The organism is Actinoplanes sichuanensis, from assembly GCF_033097365.1.
In the GTDB taxonomy this organism is placed as follows: domain Bacteria; phylum Actinomycetota; class Actinomycetes; order Mycobacteriales; family Micromonosporaceae; genus Actinoplanes; species Actinoplanes sichuanensis.
This window is the reverse complement of record NZ_AP028461.1, coordinates 9,933,155-9,947,173: the sequence shown is the minus strand read 5'-3', so window position 1 is coordinate 9,947,173 and position 14,019 is coordinate 9,933,155. Positions and strand designations below refer to the sequence as shown.

General features: G+C 70.9%; 16 protein-coding genes. 6 read left to right on the top strand and 10 right to left on the bottom strand.

What is annotated here, in order from left to right; genetic code table 11:
• Nucleotide 1 precedes the first annotated feature (1 nt).
• From Q0Z83_RS45685 to Q0Z83_RS45670, 4 genes are all read right to left on the bottom strand, one after another.
• Nucleotides 2-388 carry a PPOX class F420-dependent oxidoreductase gene (locus Q0Z83_RS45685; protein ID WP_317789796.1) on the bottom strand — a complete coding sequence of 129 codons (387 nt, stop codon included), beginning with the start codon at nt 386-388 and terminating at the stop codon, nt 2-4.
• A 45-nt stretch (nt 389-433) separates the two neighbouring features.
• The gene (gene ispF, locus Q0Z83_RS45680; RefSeq protein ID WP_317789795.1) at nt 434-934 is read right to left on the bottom strand and encodes a 2-C-methyl-D-erythritol 2,4-cyclodiphosphate synthase; all 501 of its coding nucleotides are present in this window, start codon (nt 932-934) and stop codon (nt 434-436) included.
• 142 nt (nt 935-1,076) lie between these two features.
• Nucleotides 1,077-1,772 carry a 2-C-methyl-D-erythritol 4-phosphate cytidylyltransferase gene (gene ispD, locus Q0Z83_RS45675; protein ID WP_317797308.1) on the bottom strand — a complete coding sequence of 232 codons (696 nt, stop codon included), beginning with the start codon at nt 1,770-1,772 and terminating at the stop codon, nt 1,077-1,079.
• Nucleotides 1,773-1,840: 68 nt separating this feature from the next.
• Complete coding sequence (locus Q0Z83_RS45670) at nt 1,841-2,326, bottom strand: CarD family transcriptional regulator (protein ID WP_014447856.1); 486 nt, start codon at nt 2,324-2,326, stop codon at nt 1,841-1,843.
• A gap of 349 nt (nt 2,327-2,675) precedes the next feature.
• On the opposite strand from Q0Z83_RS45670, the gene Q0Z83_RS45665 reads away from it, so the two are divergent.
• Nucleotides 2,676-3,452 carry a hypothetical protein gene (locus Q0Z83_RS45665; protein ID WP_317789793.1) on the top strand — a complete coding sequence of 259 codons (777 nt, stop codon included), beginning with the start codon at nt 2,676-2,678 and terminating at the stop codon, nt 3,450-3,452.
• Nucleotides 3,453-3,639: 187 nt separating this feature from the next.
• On the opposite strand, the gene Q0Z83_RS45660 is transcribed toward Q0Z83_RS45665, so the two are convergent.
• The 4 genes from Q0Z83_RS45660 to Q0Z83_RS45645 are packed head-to-tail and all read right to left on the bottom strand — an operon-like array spanning nt 3,640 to nt 7,022.
• A complete protein-coding gene (locus tag Q0Z83_RS45660) occupies nt 3,640-4,092 on the bottom strand; it encodes a DUF6023 family protein (RefSeq protein ID WP_317789792.1) in 453 nt (150 codons plus the stop codon).
• A complete protein-coding gene (locus Q0Z83_RS45655; protein WP_317789791.1) occupies nt 4,089-5,147 on the bottom strand; it encodes a type III polyketide synthase in 1,059 nt (352 codons plus the stop codon). Before Q0Z83_RS45655 ends, Q0Z83_RS45660 begins: the two co-directional genes overlap by 4 nt.
• On the bottom strand, nt 5,144-6,298 hold the full coding sequence (locus tag Q0Z83_RS45650; protein ID WP_317797307.1) for an acyl-CoA dehydrogenase family protein: 1,155 nt from the start codon (nt 6,296-6,298) through the stop codon (nt 5,144-5,146). The genes Q0Z83_RS45655 and Q0Z83_RS45650 overlap by 4 nt, the downstream gene beginning before the upstream one ends.
• The gene (locus Q0Z83_RS45645; RefSeq protein ID WP_317789790.1) at nt 6,288-7,022 is read right to left on the bottom strand and encodes a methyltransferase domain-containing protein; all 735 of its coding nucleotides are present in this window, start codon (nt 7,020-7,022) and stop codon (nt 6,288-6,290) included. Before Q0Z83_RS45645 ends, Q0Z83_RS45650 begins: the two co-directional genes overlap by 11 nt.
• Before the next feature lie 48 nt (nt 7,023-7,070).
• Between Q0Z83_RS45645 and Q0Z83_RS45640 the strand changes: the two genes are divergently transcribed.
• From Q0Z83_RS45640 to disA, 4 genes are all read left to right on the top strand, one after another.
• Nucleotides 7,071-7,898: a UbiA family prenyltransferase gene (locus tag Q0Z83_RS45640; protein WP_317789789.1), complete on the top strand. Its 828-nt coding sequence runs from the start codon at nt 7,071-7,073 to the stop codon at nt 7,896-7,898.
• 79 nt (nt 7,899-7,977) lie between these two features.
• On the top strand, nt 7,978-8,664 hold the full coding sequence (locus Q0Z83_RS45635) for a hypothetical protein (RefSeq protein WP_317789788.1): 687 nt from the start codon (nt 7,978-7,980) through the stop codon (nt 8,662-8,664).
• Between the two features lie 35 nt (nt 8,665-8,699).
• The gene (radA, locus tag Q0Z83_RS45630; RefSeq protein WP_317789787.1) at nt 8,700-10,121 is read left to right on the top strand and encodes a DNA repair protein RadA; all 1,422 of its coding nucleotides are present in this window, start codon (nt 8,700-8,702) and stop codon (nt 10,119-10,121) included.
• 83 nt (nt 10,122-10,204) lie between these two features.
• Nucleotides 10,205-11,386, top strand: coding sequence for a DNA integrity scanning diadenylate cyclase DisA (gene disA, locus Q0Z83_RS45625; RefSeq protein WP_317789786.1), 1,182 nt, complete (start codon nt 10,205-10,207; stop codon nt 11,384-11,386).
• Between the two features lie 319 nt (nt 11,387-11,705).
• Here disA and Q0Z83_RS45620 read toward each other — a convergent pair whose 3' ends face one another.
• Both Q0Z83_RS45620 and Q0Z83_RS45615 read right to left on the bottom strand, forming a co-directional pair.
• The gene (locus Q0Z83_RS45620) at nt 11,706-12,215 is read right to left on the bottom strand and encodes a 2'-5' RNA ligase family protein (RefSeq protein WP_317789785.1); all 510 of its coding nucleotides are present in this window, start codon (nt 12,213-12,215) and stop codon (nt 11,706-11,708) included.
• A gap of 2 nt (nt 12,216-12,217) precedes the next feature.
• A complete protein-coding gene (locus Q0Z83_RS45615) occupies nt 12,218-12,961 on the bottom strand; it encodes an adhesin (RefSeq protein WP_317789784.1) in 744 nt (247 codons plus the stop codon).
• A 126-nt stretch (nt 12,962-13,087) separates the two neighbouring features.
• Between Q0Z83_RS45615 and Q0Z83_RS45610 the strand changes: the two genes are divergently transcribed.
• A complete protein-coding gene (locus tag Q0Z83_RS45610) occupies nt 13,088-13,987 on the top strand; it encodes an HhH-GPD family protein (protein ID WP_317789783.1) in 900 nt (299 codons plus the stop codon).
• Nucleotides 13,988-14,019 lie beyond the last annotated feature (32 nt).

The window sequence follows — 14,019 nt, the reverse complement described above, 5'->3', positions numbered from 1 at the left end:
TCTACCTGGAAATCACCCGAGTCGGGGTGACCCGGCACACCACCCGGACGACGCCCGGGGTGTCGGCGGTCCACGGCTCGTTGGCGTACTTGTAGCTGAGCTCCCCGATCAGGTCGTCCTCGTCGTCGGTGAGCCCGACGGTCCCTTCGACGGTGATGTACGCGTACGGCTGGGCCGGATCGAACGCACAGATCGAGACGCGCGGGTCACGTTCCATGTTCCGGGCCTTGATCCGGCCCCGGGTGGTGGAGAAGAGGACGTCGTCCCCGTCGCGCTTGACCCAGATCACGGTCGACTGTGGGCTGCCGTCCTCGTTGATCGTGGTCAGCACCGCATAGGTGGGGTTGTCGATCAGCGTCCGGGCGGGTCCGGGCAGCGCGACGGTCATGGCAGTGATCATGCCCGATTCAGCCGCCGACCCTACCCGTGACGCTCACCACCGACCCGATTCGTGACGCTCGGTCGCGGCGTGGACGATCGCCACGGCAGTCCCGGCGAGACCCTCCCCGCGACCGGTGAGCCCGAGCCCGTCCGTAGTGGTTCCGGCCACCGTCACCGGCGCGCCGACCGCCTCGGAGAGGACCTTCTCGGCCTCGGCGCGGCGCTTGCCGATCTTCGGACGGTTGCCGATGACCTGGATCGACACGTTGCCGATCGCGAAACCAGCGGCCCGGACGCGGCGCGCGGTCTCGGCGAGCAGGGTGACACCTGCCGCACCGGCCCACTCCGGTCGGCTGGTGCCGTAGTTGCTGCCGAGGTCACCGAGCCCGGCCGCGGAGAGCAGGGCGTCGCAGGCGGCGTGTGCGGCCACGTCGGCGTCGGAGTGCCCGGCCAGGCCCGGCTCATCGGGCCAGTGCAGACCGGCCACCCAGCAGGGGCGCTCCGGGTCGAAGGCATGAACGTCGGTGCCGATCCCCACCCGCGGAATGATCACGCCGAAAGCCTAGCCCCGCCCCGACGGGCCGAAACCAGCCGCCACACCCGAAAGCCGAAACCACGCACCGAAGCCGAAAGCCGGGCCGGAGCCAGACGTCGACCCCGGGGCCAGACGTCGACCCCGAGGCCGGAACGGGCCGTCAGGACTCGAGGGTCAGCAGGTGGGTGGCGAGAGCCAGGTCGAGTGGCCGGGTGACCTTCAACGCGAAGTCGGACCCGGGCACGCAGATCACCGGCCGGCCCAGTTTCTCCACCGCGCCGGCGTCGTCGGTGTGGAGATCGGCGGCGGCCGCGTGGGCGGCCCGGAGGACCGGCGCCCGGAAACCCTGCGGTGTCTGCACGGCACGCAGCACCGATCGGTCGACGGTGCCGAGAACGGTGCCGTCGGCCGCGACCTCTTTGATCGTGTCGACCACGGGCAGCGCCGGAATGACCGCGTCGGCCCCGGCACGGACCGCGGCGGCGACCCGCTCGAAGAGCTCCGCGGGCGCCAGGCAGCGGGCCGCGTCGTGCACCAGGACGATGCCGATGTCCTCGGGAACGACGGCGAGGGCGGCGGCGACCGAATCCTGCCGCTCGGCGCCACCGGCCACGACGACCACCGGTGCGACCGGGCTGAGCAGGGCGTGAACGGCCTCGACGTCGGCTGGCGGGGCAGCCACCACGATCATGCGGACCGAGGGGGCGGCAGCCGTCCGGCGGACGGCGTGGACGAGGAGCGGTTCGCCGTCGAGCAGGCGAAGCGCCTTGGGGGCTCCGGGACCGAGGCGCACTCCGGCGCCCGCGGCCGGAACGACGACGGCGACGTCACCGCGAGCATTGAGCTGCGCGGTCACGTCGCCGTCGTTGTCGCCGGACACACCAGGTGAGTCAGACACAGTGAAGAGGGATGGGCGTTTTCGGATCAGGCCTCGGTGAGGACCTTGTCGAGCAGGACCTCGGCCTCATCCTTGGTGCTCTTCTCAGCGAGGGCGACCTCGCCGACCAGAATGTCACGAGCCTTGGCGAGCATCCGCTTCTCACCCGCCGACAGGCCCCGCTCACGCTCACGACGCCAAAGGTCACGAACAACTTCCGCGACCTTGAGCGGGTTACCGGAAGCGAGCTTCTCCAGGTTGGCCTTGTAGCGCCGCGACCAGTTGGTCGGCTCCTCGGTGTGCGGAGCGCGGAGGACGTCGAAGACCTTGCCCAGGCCTTCCTCGCCGACCACTTCGCGCACGCCGACTTCCTCGGCGTTCTCAGCGGGCACCCGAACAGTCAGATCGCCCTGGGCGACACGCAGAACGAGATACTGCCTTTCAACGCCCTTGATGACCCTAGTCTCGATTGCCTCGATGAGTGCGGCCCCGTGGTGGGGGTAAACAACGGTCTCGCCGACACTGAAAACCATAGGTTCGAAACCCCTTTCGCTGTGTCTAGGGTAACACGCTCAAGCGGCCGTGTCTCGCCCTGACGGTCACTGTTAGTGCAGCTCAGAGGCCCTGTGATGGGGCTTTCTCCCGCTTGACAGCGAAGCCGGAAGCTGCCTAAGTAACACAAAGTGACATTCCTGTCACGGCTCCCGCCAACGAGCCCGCACCTACCAAGTCGGGAATTCCGGACCTGATGGCTTTGTCAGATCAAGCTTATCGCTAATGTCCGCATCAGTGCAGCACTGGCGGTGCGGGCCGCCGTGCGAGAGGCTGGACGGAAGTTCCCCGACCGAAGCAAGATCTGGTCGGCCAGGGGGGAGGTGAGTCATGGCTGGCGCAAGCGACAACGGCGGCAGGCCGCCCGGGGGCGGGCCCCCCGACGACCTCCCGGACTTCCCCGAGGAGTGGGGCGTCATCGTCATCCCCGACGACCTCTCCGAGCTCGCCGACGAGGTCGAGGCGGTGCGTGCCGAGCTGCACACCGGCCCACCGCTCACCGGTTGGCAGCGCTTCATCAGGCGGCCCGCGGTCCGGCGTCTACGCAAGGCCGGGGCGCTGCTCGTACGCACTCCGGCACTGATCGTCTCGATGGCGATCCTGGTCACCGTGGCCAGCCTCTTCGCCTCGGCGTGGCCCGGCCCGCCACGGCAGCCGGCCAGCCAGCGGACCTCCGGCACCACCGAGGCACAACTGGACATCCTGCCCGCATGGGAGCTGACCGACGCCGAGGGCGAGGCGGCGCCGCTCGTCGGTCGGCTGCCCGCTGTCCTGCTCCTCACCGACGGGTGCGACTGCGCGAGACTTCTCGCCGAAACGGCCGCCGCCGCGCCCGACGGTGTCTCGGTCCTGGCGATCACGGCGATCCGGCCGTCGATGAGCGCCGCCTCCATGGGCACGCTCCCGGCCGTGCAGACCCCGTCCGCCGACGGCAGGGGAATCAGCTACCTCCTGGACCCGACGGACACGCTGCGTGATGATCTGCATCTGAGTACGCCGGACGGTACGGCCGCTGTGATTCTCGTCGACAAGCAGCAAAAGATCGTCCGGATACATCCGCGGACCGCCTCCATCGAGACGTTCCGTCCCGATCTGCTCCGCCTATAAAGACCAAACCCCCGATTTGGTACGGCGAGCGACAACCCAACCGCAACCACCCCACCCGTGGCCACCCCGCGACGCCCGCGAGGCTCCCGCCCCCGAAGCCGCCTCCGGGCTGTTGCCCGCGACATCGATGAGGCCCGCACGAGACGGTGGCGGGAGTCCCCCGATCCGGGGTGCGGGTTGAGTGGGATCACCCGTTCGAGCGCTGGAGGGCGTAGCGGAAGACGACCGGGCCCGGGGATTCGACGGCCACTCGCATGTGCAGTTCGTCGAACAGGCCCACGGAGATGATCTCCGGAGTCCGGGAGCCGGAGCAGCGGACGCCCCGCCCGGAGTCGCCGATGCCGAGGCTCACCCGGACCCGACTGCCGTCCTCGCCGGCGCAGACCACCGAGATCAGGAAGTCACCCTGCTCCACCTCGACCACCTCGTCGTGGCCGACCCCACCCTCCAGGGCCAGCGTGTTGGCGAGTTCCTGGTCGCCGACGTCGGGCAGCAACTGCTCGGCCTTGTACCGCCAACTGATCAGCCGTTCGTCGCCGGACTGACGGGGTGCGGCACGCCACCACCACCCGACACCGACCATCAAGATCAATGCGGCAAGCGTGTACAGCACGGCGCCGCGTCCCCGTTCACCGCTCACGCTCTGAGAGTAGAGCCCTCCAGAAGAGTGACATAGAGCGTGAGTCCGGGCCCGAACGCGAGCATCACCATCGATCTCGGCGGGACCGGGCGGCGGCGGAGTTCATCGAGGACCAGCAGTACGGTCGGCGACGAGCAGTTGCCGTGGACGGCGAGCACCGAGCGGGACTCGGCGAGCGCCGCCTCGGGTAGGCCGAGCTGTTCCTGGACGACGTCCAGGATCCGGGGACCGCCCGGATGCACCGCCCACCCGTCGACGTCGCCGATGCGCAGGCCGTGCCGGGTGAGGACCTGCTCGACCAGCCCCCGGACGTGGGCGGCGAGCACCGACGGCACCTGCGGGGACAGTCCCATCCGGAAGCCCTGGTCGGTGATCTCCCAGGTCATGTGGTCGGCGGTGGAGGTGTCGGTGATCGCGGCGGTCTCGCGTACGGCGTACCCCGAAGGATCGTCGGTGACCACGACGGCGGCCGCGGCGTCGGAGAACAGCGCGTGGGAGACGATCTGCTGGATGTCCGTCCGGGAACCGGACGGCTGGAGATGCAGGCTGGTGAGCTCGGCACAGAGCAGCAGGCCGGGCCGCCCCCGAGCGGCGACGAAGTCGCTGACCGCACCCAGCCCGGGTAACGCCGCGTAGCAGCCCATGTGGCCGACGAAGAGCCGTTGCACGCTCGGTGACATGCCCATGTCCCGGGCGAGCAGAATGTCCAGTCCGGGTGTGGCGTAACCGGTGCACGAGCAGACCGCGAACAGGCCGAGATCACCCGCCTCGAGGCCCGCGTCGGCGAGCGCCCGGCTGATCGCGGACTTGCCCAGCGGCATGACTTCGGCCTGGTAGCGGCGCATCCGGCGCTCGGTCGACCAGTCGGCGACGTCCTCGATGAGCGGGCTCACCGCGGCGTGCCTGCTGCGTACGCCGGAATTCTCGAAGATCCGCCGGGCCAGACCCTGACGTGCCCCGGCGTAGTGCCGGCCGAAGTAGCCGTCCCAGATCTCGGCCTGACCCGTGGACGGCGGGAAGGCGACGCCCAGGCCGGTGATCGCGGGGGTGGTCACCAGCGCGGGGCGGTGCCGTCGGTGTCCGGGTCGCCGCCGAGCGCGTCCACCCCGAGCCAGTCGGCGCAGACGTCACTGGTGGCCGGTTGCAGTGACCCGGCGCGGGCGTCCCGGTAGAGGCGTTCGAGTGGGTGGCCGCGGCGCATCGCCGAGGTTCCGGCGGCCTCCAACATCGACGCCGCGACCTCGGCGGCGGTCGTCCCGGCGAGCAGTTTCGCCCGCCACACCCAGCGGTTGGTCTCGGCGTCGCCGGGTGACGTGTCGACCCGGCGGGCCGCCTCCCGTACCACCAGTCGCGCGGCGGCCACGGCGGCGTCGGCCCGACCGATCCGGGCCCGCACCGCGGGGAGCCGATCCAGCCCGCGGGCCTGGACGTGCTCCACGGCGGCGTCCACCGCGGCCCGGGCCACACCCACATAGACGGCGGCGTAGCTGGCCACCATCCAGTGCGGCGCCAGCTGAGCCACCACCAGGGCCAGACCCTCGACCCCACCGAGCAGGGCCGCCGCCGGAACGGTGACGTCGACGTGCAGGTCGTGCGAGGCGGTGGCGCGCATGCCGAGCGCGTCCCAGGTCGGCTCGACGGTCAGACCGCCCCCGGCCGGAACCAGGAACTGGGAGACCTGCGACGGATCGTCGGCACTGCGGGCGGCGATCAGGTACGCGTCGGCGTGCCCGGCCCCGGAGCAGAAGGTCTTCGAGCCCCGGATCCGGTACGACTCCCCGTCCCGTCGGTACGTGGTGGTCAGCTGGGACAGCCGGGAACCGGCGCCGTGTTCGCTCATCGCCACCGCGTACCAGCTACCGGCCGCGGCCGCCTTGAGCGCGTCGTCCCGGGCCGTCAGCGCCGCCGGTGGGAGCCCGAGCGCCTCGGCCAGTTCGTCGGTGACGCCACTGAGGGCGCCGGTCACCGAGGCGTGCATGTTGAAGACCAGGGCGGTGGCGCCGTTGCCCCGAGCCAGTTCGTAGGCGACCTCGGCGTACTCACTGAAGCCCGCCCCGGCCCCGCCCAGCCGCGCCGGGACCATCAGGCCGAAGAAGCCGCCGTCGCGGAGATCGGTGAAATCGTCCGCCGGAAAGGCGCCGTCCCGGTCGGCGACCGCCGCCCGGGCCGCGAATCTCGGTGCCAGCCGTCGCGCCTCATCCAGCATGCTCATGCCCCTCGATACCCCGGATTCTGGTGCCGACACCCTGATAGAGGACCGCGGTGGACGGGACCGGCACGATCCGCCGCCCGTACGCCGCCCGCCGCAGCACCAACCAACGGAACAGCCCGGTCAGGGTGGGTCGCACCCCGCGGATCCGCAGTCGCACCCCGTGCCGGGCGAACTCGGCGACCAGCCGTCGCGGCGGCACGAACAGCGCCGGATCGTGCAGGCCGAGCGGGGCGATCCCGAGCCGCTCGCCGAGGGTCACCGTGATCAACCGGCTCAGCGCGGTGTCGTTGATCGTGTCGAGCACCACCAGGCCGCCCGGGCGCAGCACCCGGCACAGCTCGGCGACCGTGCCGGGCAGATCGGTGACGTGCTCCAGGACCTCGCCGGCCACCACCACATCGGCACCGCCGGCCCGCAGCGGCAGCGCCGTCACGTCACCGTTGACCGCGGTCATGCCGTGCGACACCGCCTGCGCGAGCCCGGTGCGGCGCAGGTCGACGCCGATGTGTCGATAGCCCTTGCCCCGCAGGTGCGGTGCGAGCAGGCCACCACCGCAACCGGCGTCGACGAGAACCAGGCCGGGACGTGCGGCGGGTGGGACGAGAGCGGCCCGTGCGGCGGCGAGCCAGTGCAGGAGGGCGAAGGTTCCGGCGGGGCGCCACCACTCGGCGGCGAGGTCGTCGTACTGACGTGGATCGTTGCGCGGCATCGATCGCATGTGATCGAGCCTGGCACGGGTCGGCCGGGGCGGCCACACTTGTCAGGCATGTCCCGAGTGCTCGCGCTGATCAGATCGGCCCATCCGGAACCGGGTGGGGCCGTCACCCTCGCCATCACCCTGCTCGCTCTCGGCGCCGGGCACCGGGGGTGGCGGCTGGCGGCGGTCGCGGCCACCGTGGCGGCCTCCCAACTGGCCGTCGGCTGGGTCAACGACCGGGTCGACGCGGAACGTGACCGAATCGCCGGGCGGCGTGACAAGCCGCTGGTGGTGGGGGCGGTCTCCGGGCGTACCGTGGCGATCGCGGGGTTGCTCTCGGCCCTTGCCGTCCCGTTGCTCGCGCTTCCGCTCGGCGGGCCGGCCACGTCGGCGATCACGGTGGCCACGGTGGTCGCGCTGCTCTACGACCACCCGCTCAAGAGCACGGTGTTCTCGGTCCTGCCGTACCTGATCGCTTTCGGTCTTCTACCGGCTTTCGTGGTCTTCGCCCTTCCCGGCGCCCCGACGCCGCCGGCATGGCTAATCCTGGCGGGTGCGCTGCTCGGCGGCGGCGCGCATTTCGCCAACGTGCTGCCGGACCTGGCCGACGACGCGGCCACCGGGGTGCGCGGCCTGCCGCACCGGATCGGTGCCGCGGGATCGCAACTGGCCGCCGCGGGGCTCCTGCTGGGCGCGACGGTCACCCTGGTCCTCGGACCGCCCGGGCCGCCGTCGTGGTCCGGGCTCGCGGCGGGCGCGGCCGCCGTCGTGATCCTGCCCCTCGGTTGGTACGCCGCCCACCGCGCCGAAGGACGCCCGACCGCCCTCTTCCGTGCGGTGCTCGTGGTGGCCCTGATCGACGTTCTACTGCTGGTTCTGAGTGGCCGGGTGACCTGATGGATGGGTCCCCGCACGCGCGTGATCGCCGCCCACTACGCTGATCTAACACCCTGGTGTCTCTATTTGGAGGATCGTGATGCGCTCCCTGGGAACCCGTCGCGCCGCTCTGGTCGCGGGTGCCGCCACGGTCGCCGCCCTCGCTCTGGGCGCGTGCTCGGCCGGCCAGGTCGCCGAGACCGCCATCCTGGACACGCCGATCGCCGGCGTGAACGCGGCGTCCGAGTCCGAAGCGGGCAAGGTGCTGATCCGCAACCTCCAGGTGGAGTACCCCGGCATCAAGGGTTACGAGGCCAACGGAAACGCGCCGCTCGAGGTCAGTCTCTTCAACGAGACCAACGAGGCGGTCACCGTCACGATCAGCAGCCAGCCGGCCGCCGACCGGCCCGACGTGATCACCGCCAGGCAGGTCGGGTTCGTCAGCACGGCGACCGTGACCACGCCCGGTGAGGTCGCGGGCGCGTCGGCCGACCCGAGCGGCTCGGCTTCGCCGGCGGCGAGCGCCGAGCCCGCCAGCACGGTGCGCCCGGCCCAGATCAAGATCGAGGCGCAGGGATCGGCCGTCTTCAAGCCGACCGACGCCGCCACGCTGCAGGCCGTCGGCCTGAGCGGCGAGCTGAAGCCGGGCATGGTCGTCAACCTGGTCTTCGAGTTCAGCAACAACGCGACGCCGCTGACCCTGCAGGCCCCGGTCGCCTCGCCGCTGACCCCGGCCCCGCGCGGCTCGGCCGAGATCCACGAGGAAGCGGCCGAGGGCGGTCACTGACCGGGTTTGTCGCACCCCCGAGCTAGCGTGTCGGGGTGACGACCTCCCGTTCGGCGGCCAAGGCTCCCAAGGCCGCCTACGTCTGTGACGCGTGCGGCCACCAGCCGCCGAAATGGCTGGGCCGCTGTCCCGAGTGTGGCGAGTGGGGCTCGATCATCGAGTCCACGGTGACCGTTCCGGTCTCCGGGCGGGTGGTCAGCTCCCGCATGCCGGCCGAGCCGGCCCGGCCGATCGCGCAGATCAGCGCGGCCCCGGCCCGGGCGGTCGCCACCGGCGTGAGCGAGCTCGACCGGGTCCTCGGCGGTGGGCTGGTGCCCGGCGCGGTCGTGCTGCTGGCCGGCGAGCCCGGCGTCGGCAAATCCACCCTGCTGCTCGACGTCGCCCAGCAGTGGGCGGTCGGTGCGGGCACCCCGTCCCTGGTGGTCAGCGGCGAGGAGTCGGTCAGCCAGGTTCGGCTGCGGGCCGAGCGGCTCGGTGCCCTCCACGAGAAGCTCTATCTGGCTTCGGAAAACGATCTGGGCACCGTGATCGGTCATCTCGACGCGGTCCGGCCGGGCCTGCTGATCCTCGACTCGGTGCAGACCGTCTCGGCGCCCGGCACGGAGGGTGTGCCCGGCGGTGTCACTCAGGTTCGCGCGGTCACCGCCGCGCTCGTCGCGATCGCCAAGGAGCGGGGCATCGCCACCGTCCTGGTCGGTCACGTGACCAAAGACGGTCAGGTCGCCGGTCCCCGCGTCCTGGAGCACCTGGTCGACGTGGTGCTCCACTTCGAGGGTGACAAACATTCGTCGCTGCGCCTGGTCCGCGGAGTGAAGAACCGGTTCGGCGCCGCCGACGAGGTGGGCTGCTTCGAGATGCACGAGGGCGGCATCACCAGCCTGCCCGACCCGTCCGGGCTGTTCCTCACCCGCTATGTCGAGCCGGTGCCCGGCACGTGTGTCACCGTGGCGATGGAGGGCCGGCGGGCGCTGGTCACCGAGGTGCAGGCGCTGATCGGGGCCGAGGTGCAGGGCTCACCACGGCGTACGGTGTCTGGTCTCGACCATGCTCGGCTGGCCATGGTGCTGGCCGTGCTGGAGCGCCGGACCAAACAGCTGAAGCTCTACAACCGTGAGGTGTTCGCGGCCACTGTGGGCGGTATCCGGCTGATCGAGCCGTCCGCCGACCTGGCCATGGCCCTGGCCGTCGCGTCCGGCGGGCTCGACCTGGCGATGGCACCCACCCTGGTGGCGATCGGCGAGGTCGGTCTGACCGGGGAGATCCGTCGGGTCGGGGCGGTCGGCCGGCGTCTGGCCGAGGCGGCCCGGCTCGGTTTCACGGTCGCGCTGGTGCCTCCCGGCTGCGGGCCCGACGGTTCGTCCGCCGCGCCGAAGGGGATGCAGGTGATCGAGGTGAACAATCTGCAGTCGGCGTTGCAGAGCGCAGCGCGCGCCTCGGCGGAACACGGCAACCGATGACACACGGTCACGTTTCATCACGCTACGGAGCATTCATCAAACCACGGCTCGTTGGCCTGGATGACAGTCCGTAGAATGTCCGGGTGCCGCTCGACCGCGATGGTTCCAAGCCCGCCGCCAGTTCAACGCCGCGCCCCGGCGTCAACGGCGCGGGGCATCGCGCGATGACGCCACCCGCAGGCGCAGGCCTGACCGGGGGCGCCAGCGATCCGCTCCGTGCCAACCTGGCCCTGATGGCCCCCGGCACCGCCCTGCGCGACGGCCTGGAGCGCATCCTGCGCGGCCGCACCGGCGCGCTCATCGTCCTCGGCCACGACGCCGTCGTCGAGACCATCTGCACCGGCGGTTTTCCGCTCGATGTGGAGTTCTCCGCGACCCGGCTGCGTGAGCTGTGCAAGATGGACGGCGCGGTGGTCCTCTCCAGCGACGGCACCCGCATCGTCCGGGCCGCCGTGCACCTGATGCCCGACCCGTCGATCCCGTCGGAGGAGTCCGGCACCCGCCACCGCACCGCCGAGCGGGTCGCCAAACAGTCGGGCTTCCCGGTGATCTCGGTCAGCCAGTCGATGCACATCATCGGCCTCTATGTGAACGGGCAGAGACACGTCCTCGACGACTCGGCCGCCATCCTGTCCCGAGCCAACCAGGCCCTCGCCACACTGGAGCGTTACAAGCTGCGACTCGACGAGGTCTCCGGCACACTGTCCGCCCTGGAGATCGAAGACCTGGTGACGGTCCGCGACGCCGTCGCCGTCGTGCAGCGCCTGGAAATGGTCCGCCGCATCGCCGACGAGATCTCCGGTTATGTCGTCGAGCTCGGCACCGACGGCCGGCTTCTAGCCCTCCAGCTCGACGAGCTGATGGCCGGAGTCGACGCCGACCGCACCCTGGTCATCCGTGACTACCTGCCGACCGGCCGCAAGGCCCGCACCCTCGACGAGGCGCTGGTCGAGCTCGACCTGCTCACCGCCACCGAGATGATCGACCTGGTCGCGGTGGCGAAGGCCATCGGCTACCCGGGCGCATCGGATTCGCTCGACGCGGCCGTGTCACCACGTGGGTTCCGGCTGCTGGCCAAGGTGCCGCGACTCCCGGCCCAGATCGTCGACCGGCTCGTCGATCATTTCGGCAGTCTGCAGCGCCTGCTCGGCGCCACCGTCGAAGATCTTCAGGCGGTCGAGGGCGTCGGTGACGCCCGGGCCCGGGGCGTCCGTGAGGGGTTGTCCCGCCTGGCCGAGGCCTCCATCCTCGAACGTTACGTCTGACCTTCGTTTCCCTTTCAGTCGAGTCTCGACTTCGCTGGGTGAAATCCGCCACTACTAAAACGGTCAGACGGCCGACAATCGGGCAACGCGCGGAAGCTTCAAGGCGCAGATCGACGGCTGGAAACAGCGCCGTATAGGGCGTAGATCAGAAGTCGTGGATGATTTGCGGGCCTGGGCAGAATCAATCCCGGCCGCCGATTTCCGAATCGGGGACCGCTGGAGACGGTGAGGCGGGTTCGCAGCCCGGCGGTCGCCCGGTCGGGCGGGAGCGGGCAGCCACCTCGCGGTGTAGGTACAGGGCCCTACTGGCCGTACCGAATCAGAGGGGTTGATTTATGTCGTTCACGTGGTCGGCGACCGCGGCGCCGACGATCGTGGCGCGCAGCGGAAGGTATTCGAGGCAGCGGCGGATCGCCGGGGCCATCATCGGGTTGGGGACGCGCATCGAGATGGTGCAGTGCGGCACCCAGCGGCCCGGTCGGTAGTGCTCCCAGATGTCGACGCCGCCGGCTGTGAGGCGTTCGTGGACGGCTCGATGGTGGGTGAGCAGGTCTTCGGTGACGGTGACGCCCAGCCAGAGGACCCGGCCGACGAACTGGCCGACGAAGTCGATGCCCACGGTCAGACCCCGGCCGACCGGGAAACCGTCGAGGGCCTCGGCCACCGCCTGCGGGTCGATCCGGTGGGCGGCGGCCAGGGAGATGTGCGGCCGGTGTTTCTGATGCAGCGAGCCGAGCGATGGGATGCCGTCGGCCTCCAGGGCACGCCACAGGGTACGGATCCGGCGTGTCGCGTCGACGTCCAGGTACAGCTCGAGCGCAGCGACCAAGGTCAGTTCACGACGGTCAGGACGACCGGGGTGCTGACGATCGTGTCGAGGCGACCGAGCAACTGGTAGGCGCCGGCGCCCGGGATCGGACCGGAGGCCGAACTGCCGGTGCACTGGTTGGACTGCTTGCCGTTCCAGGTGACCTCGAAGACCTTCTCCGCGCCGGGGGCGAGGGTCTGCACGTCGTTGCCCTTGACCGCGGCACACTGGTCGGAGGACCAGACCCGCTGGGCGCCGAGTGCGATGTAGATCTCCTGGGCACTGGCGCCGAGGTCACGAGTGCAGGTACGGGTGCCGACATTCTTGATCTTCAGCTGGATCTGGGTGGAGGCGCCCCGCTTCGGCGACGTGTCCTCCGGGACCGGCGTCAGCTGCATCTCGGCATCGGCGCACTGGGCGCCGCCCGTTCCCGTCCCCGTCCCCACCGCCGGCGGGAAGCTGACGCCGGGGTCCGCCGGGCCGGGCAGCGCGTCGTCCGGATCTTCTGAGGTGAGAGGCGGATCCGGGTAGGCCTGGCCGACACCGGGATCGGCACTGTCCTCCAGGGACGGCGTCGGTGACGGGCTCTTCGTGGTGGTCGGCTCCGGATACTGCGAGGCCTCCTGCGACGCCTTCTTCGGGTCCGAATCGTCCCCACCGCCGCAGGACACGAACACCACGATGACGCCGAGCAGCAACGCGCCCAGCACGACTACACGCCGCCGCCAGTAGACCGCGGGTGGGAGGGGACCAACCGTCGCACGCATGATGCCGCCCACCGTAAACCCGGACGACCGTCACTATGTGCATGACGCGCCGGACATCCGACACCAACTCGCGGACGGTTCGTTAAAGATGGACCTTGCGGATCTGCCGCCTACAGTTGACGGGCTATGACTCTCGCCGACGACGCCATCGCCTGGTATTCCGTGAACGCCCGTGATCTGCCCTGGCGGCAGCCGGACACCACCCCGTGGGGAGTGCTGGTCAGCGAGGTGATGCTGCAGCAGACCCCGGTCGTGCGGGTCGAGCCCGCCTGGCGCTCCTGGATGACCCGCTGGCCGGTTCCGGCCGCGCTCGCCGACGACCCGCCGTCGGAGGCGATCCGGATGTGGGGTCGTCTGGGGTACCCCAGACGGGCGATGCGCCTGCACGCCTGCGCGGTCGCGATCGTGGAACGCCACGGCGGCCGGGTCCCTTCCGACCTCGACGAGCTGCTCGCGCTGCCTGGCGTCGGGACCTACACCGGGCGGGCGGTGGCGACGTTCGCCTACGGCCAGCGGCACCCGGTCGTCGACACCAACGTGCGGCGGGTCGTCTGCCGTGCGGTGGAGGGCAGGCCCGACGCAGGCCCGGCCACCACGGCCGCCGATCTGGTGGCGATGTCCGAGCTGCTCCCGGCGGACGAGGCGACCGCGGCGAAGGCCAGCATCGCGTTCATGGAGCTCGGCGCGATCGTCTGCACGGCCCGGGCGCCGAAGTGCGTGGACTGCCCGTTCCACGACGTGTGCGCCTGGCGGCTCACCGGGCAGCCGCTGCCCGAGGGGCCGAGCCGCAAACCGCAGCGCTACGCGGGCACCGACCGGCAGGTCCGCGGCCTGCTCCTGGAGGTGCTGCGGCACGCCACCGGACCGGTGCCCCGGCAGCGGCTCGACCTGGTCTGGCAGGACGAGGTGCAGCGGGCCCGTGCCCTGGCCGGGCTGGTCGAGGACGGGCTGGTGGAGAGCCTCGGGGCCAACGACTTCGTACTCGCCGGTGACGCACCCCGCGGCGACATCCAAAGTTTGCTTTAGACGCGGCAACCCCTCCTCGACCGGCGGCGTGT

Excerpts from the sequence above, each read along its gene's own strand:
- Q0Z83_RS45685 (WP_317789796.1), bottom strand. The coding sequence starts at position 388 with ATGACCGTCGCGCTGCCCGGACCCGCCCGGACGCTGATCGACAACCCC.
- Q0Z83_RS45670 (WP_014447856.1), bottom strand. The coding sequence starts at position 2,326 with ATGGTTTTCAGTGTCGGCGAGACCGTTGTTTACCCCCACCACGGGGCC.
- Q0Z83_RS45665 (WP_317789793.1), top strand. The coding sequence starts at position 2,676 with ATGGCTGGCGCAAGCGACAACGGCGGCAGGCCGCCCGGGGGCGGGCCC.
- Q0Z83_RS45650 (WP_317797307.1), bottom strand. The coding sequence starts at position 6,298 with ATGCTGGATGAGGCGCGACGGCTGGCACCGAGATTCGCGGCCCGGGCG.
- Q0Z83_RS45645 (WP_317789790.1), bottom strand. The coding sequence starts at position 7,022 with ATGCGATCGATGCCGCGCAACGATCCACGTCAGTACGACGACCTCGCC.
- Q0Z83_RS45640 (WP_317789789.1), top strand. The coding sequence starts at position 7,071 with ATGTCCCGAGTGCTCGCGCTGATCAGATCGGCCCATCCGGAACCGGGT.
- Q0Z83_RS45635 (WP_317789788.1), top strand. The coding sequence starts at position 7,978 with ATGCGCTCCCTGGGAACCCGTCGCGCCGCTCTGGTCGCGGGTGCCGCC.
- Q0Z83_RS45615 (WP_317789784.1), bottom strand. The coding sequence starts at position 12,961 with ATGCGTGCGACGGTTGGTCCCCTCCCACCCGCGGTCTACTGGCGGCGG.
- Q0Z83_RS45610 (WP_317789783.1), top strand. The coding sequence starts at position 13,088 with ATGACTCTCGCCGACGACGCCATCGCCTGGTATTCCGTGAACGCCCGT.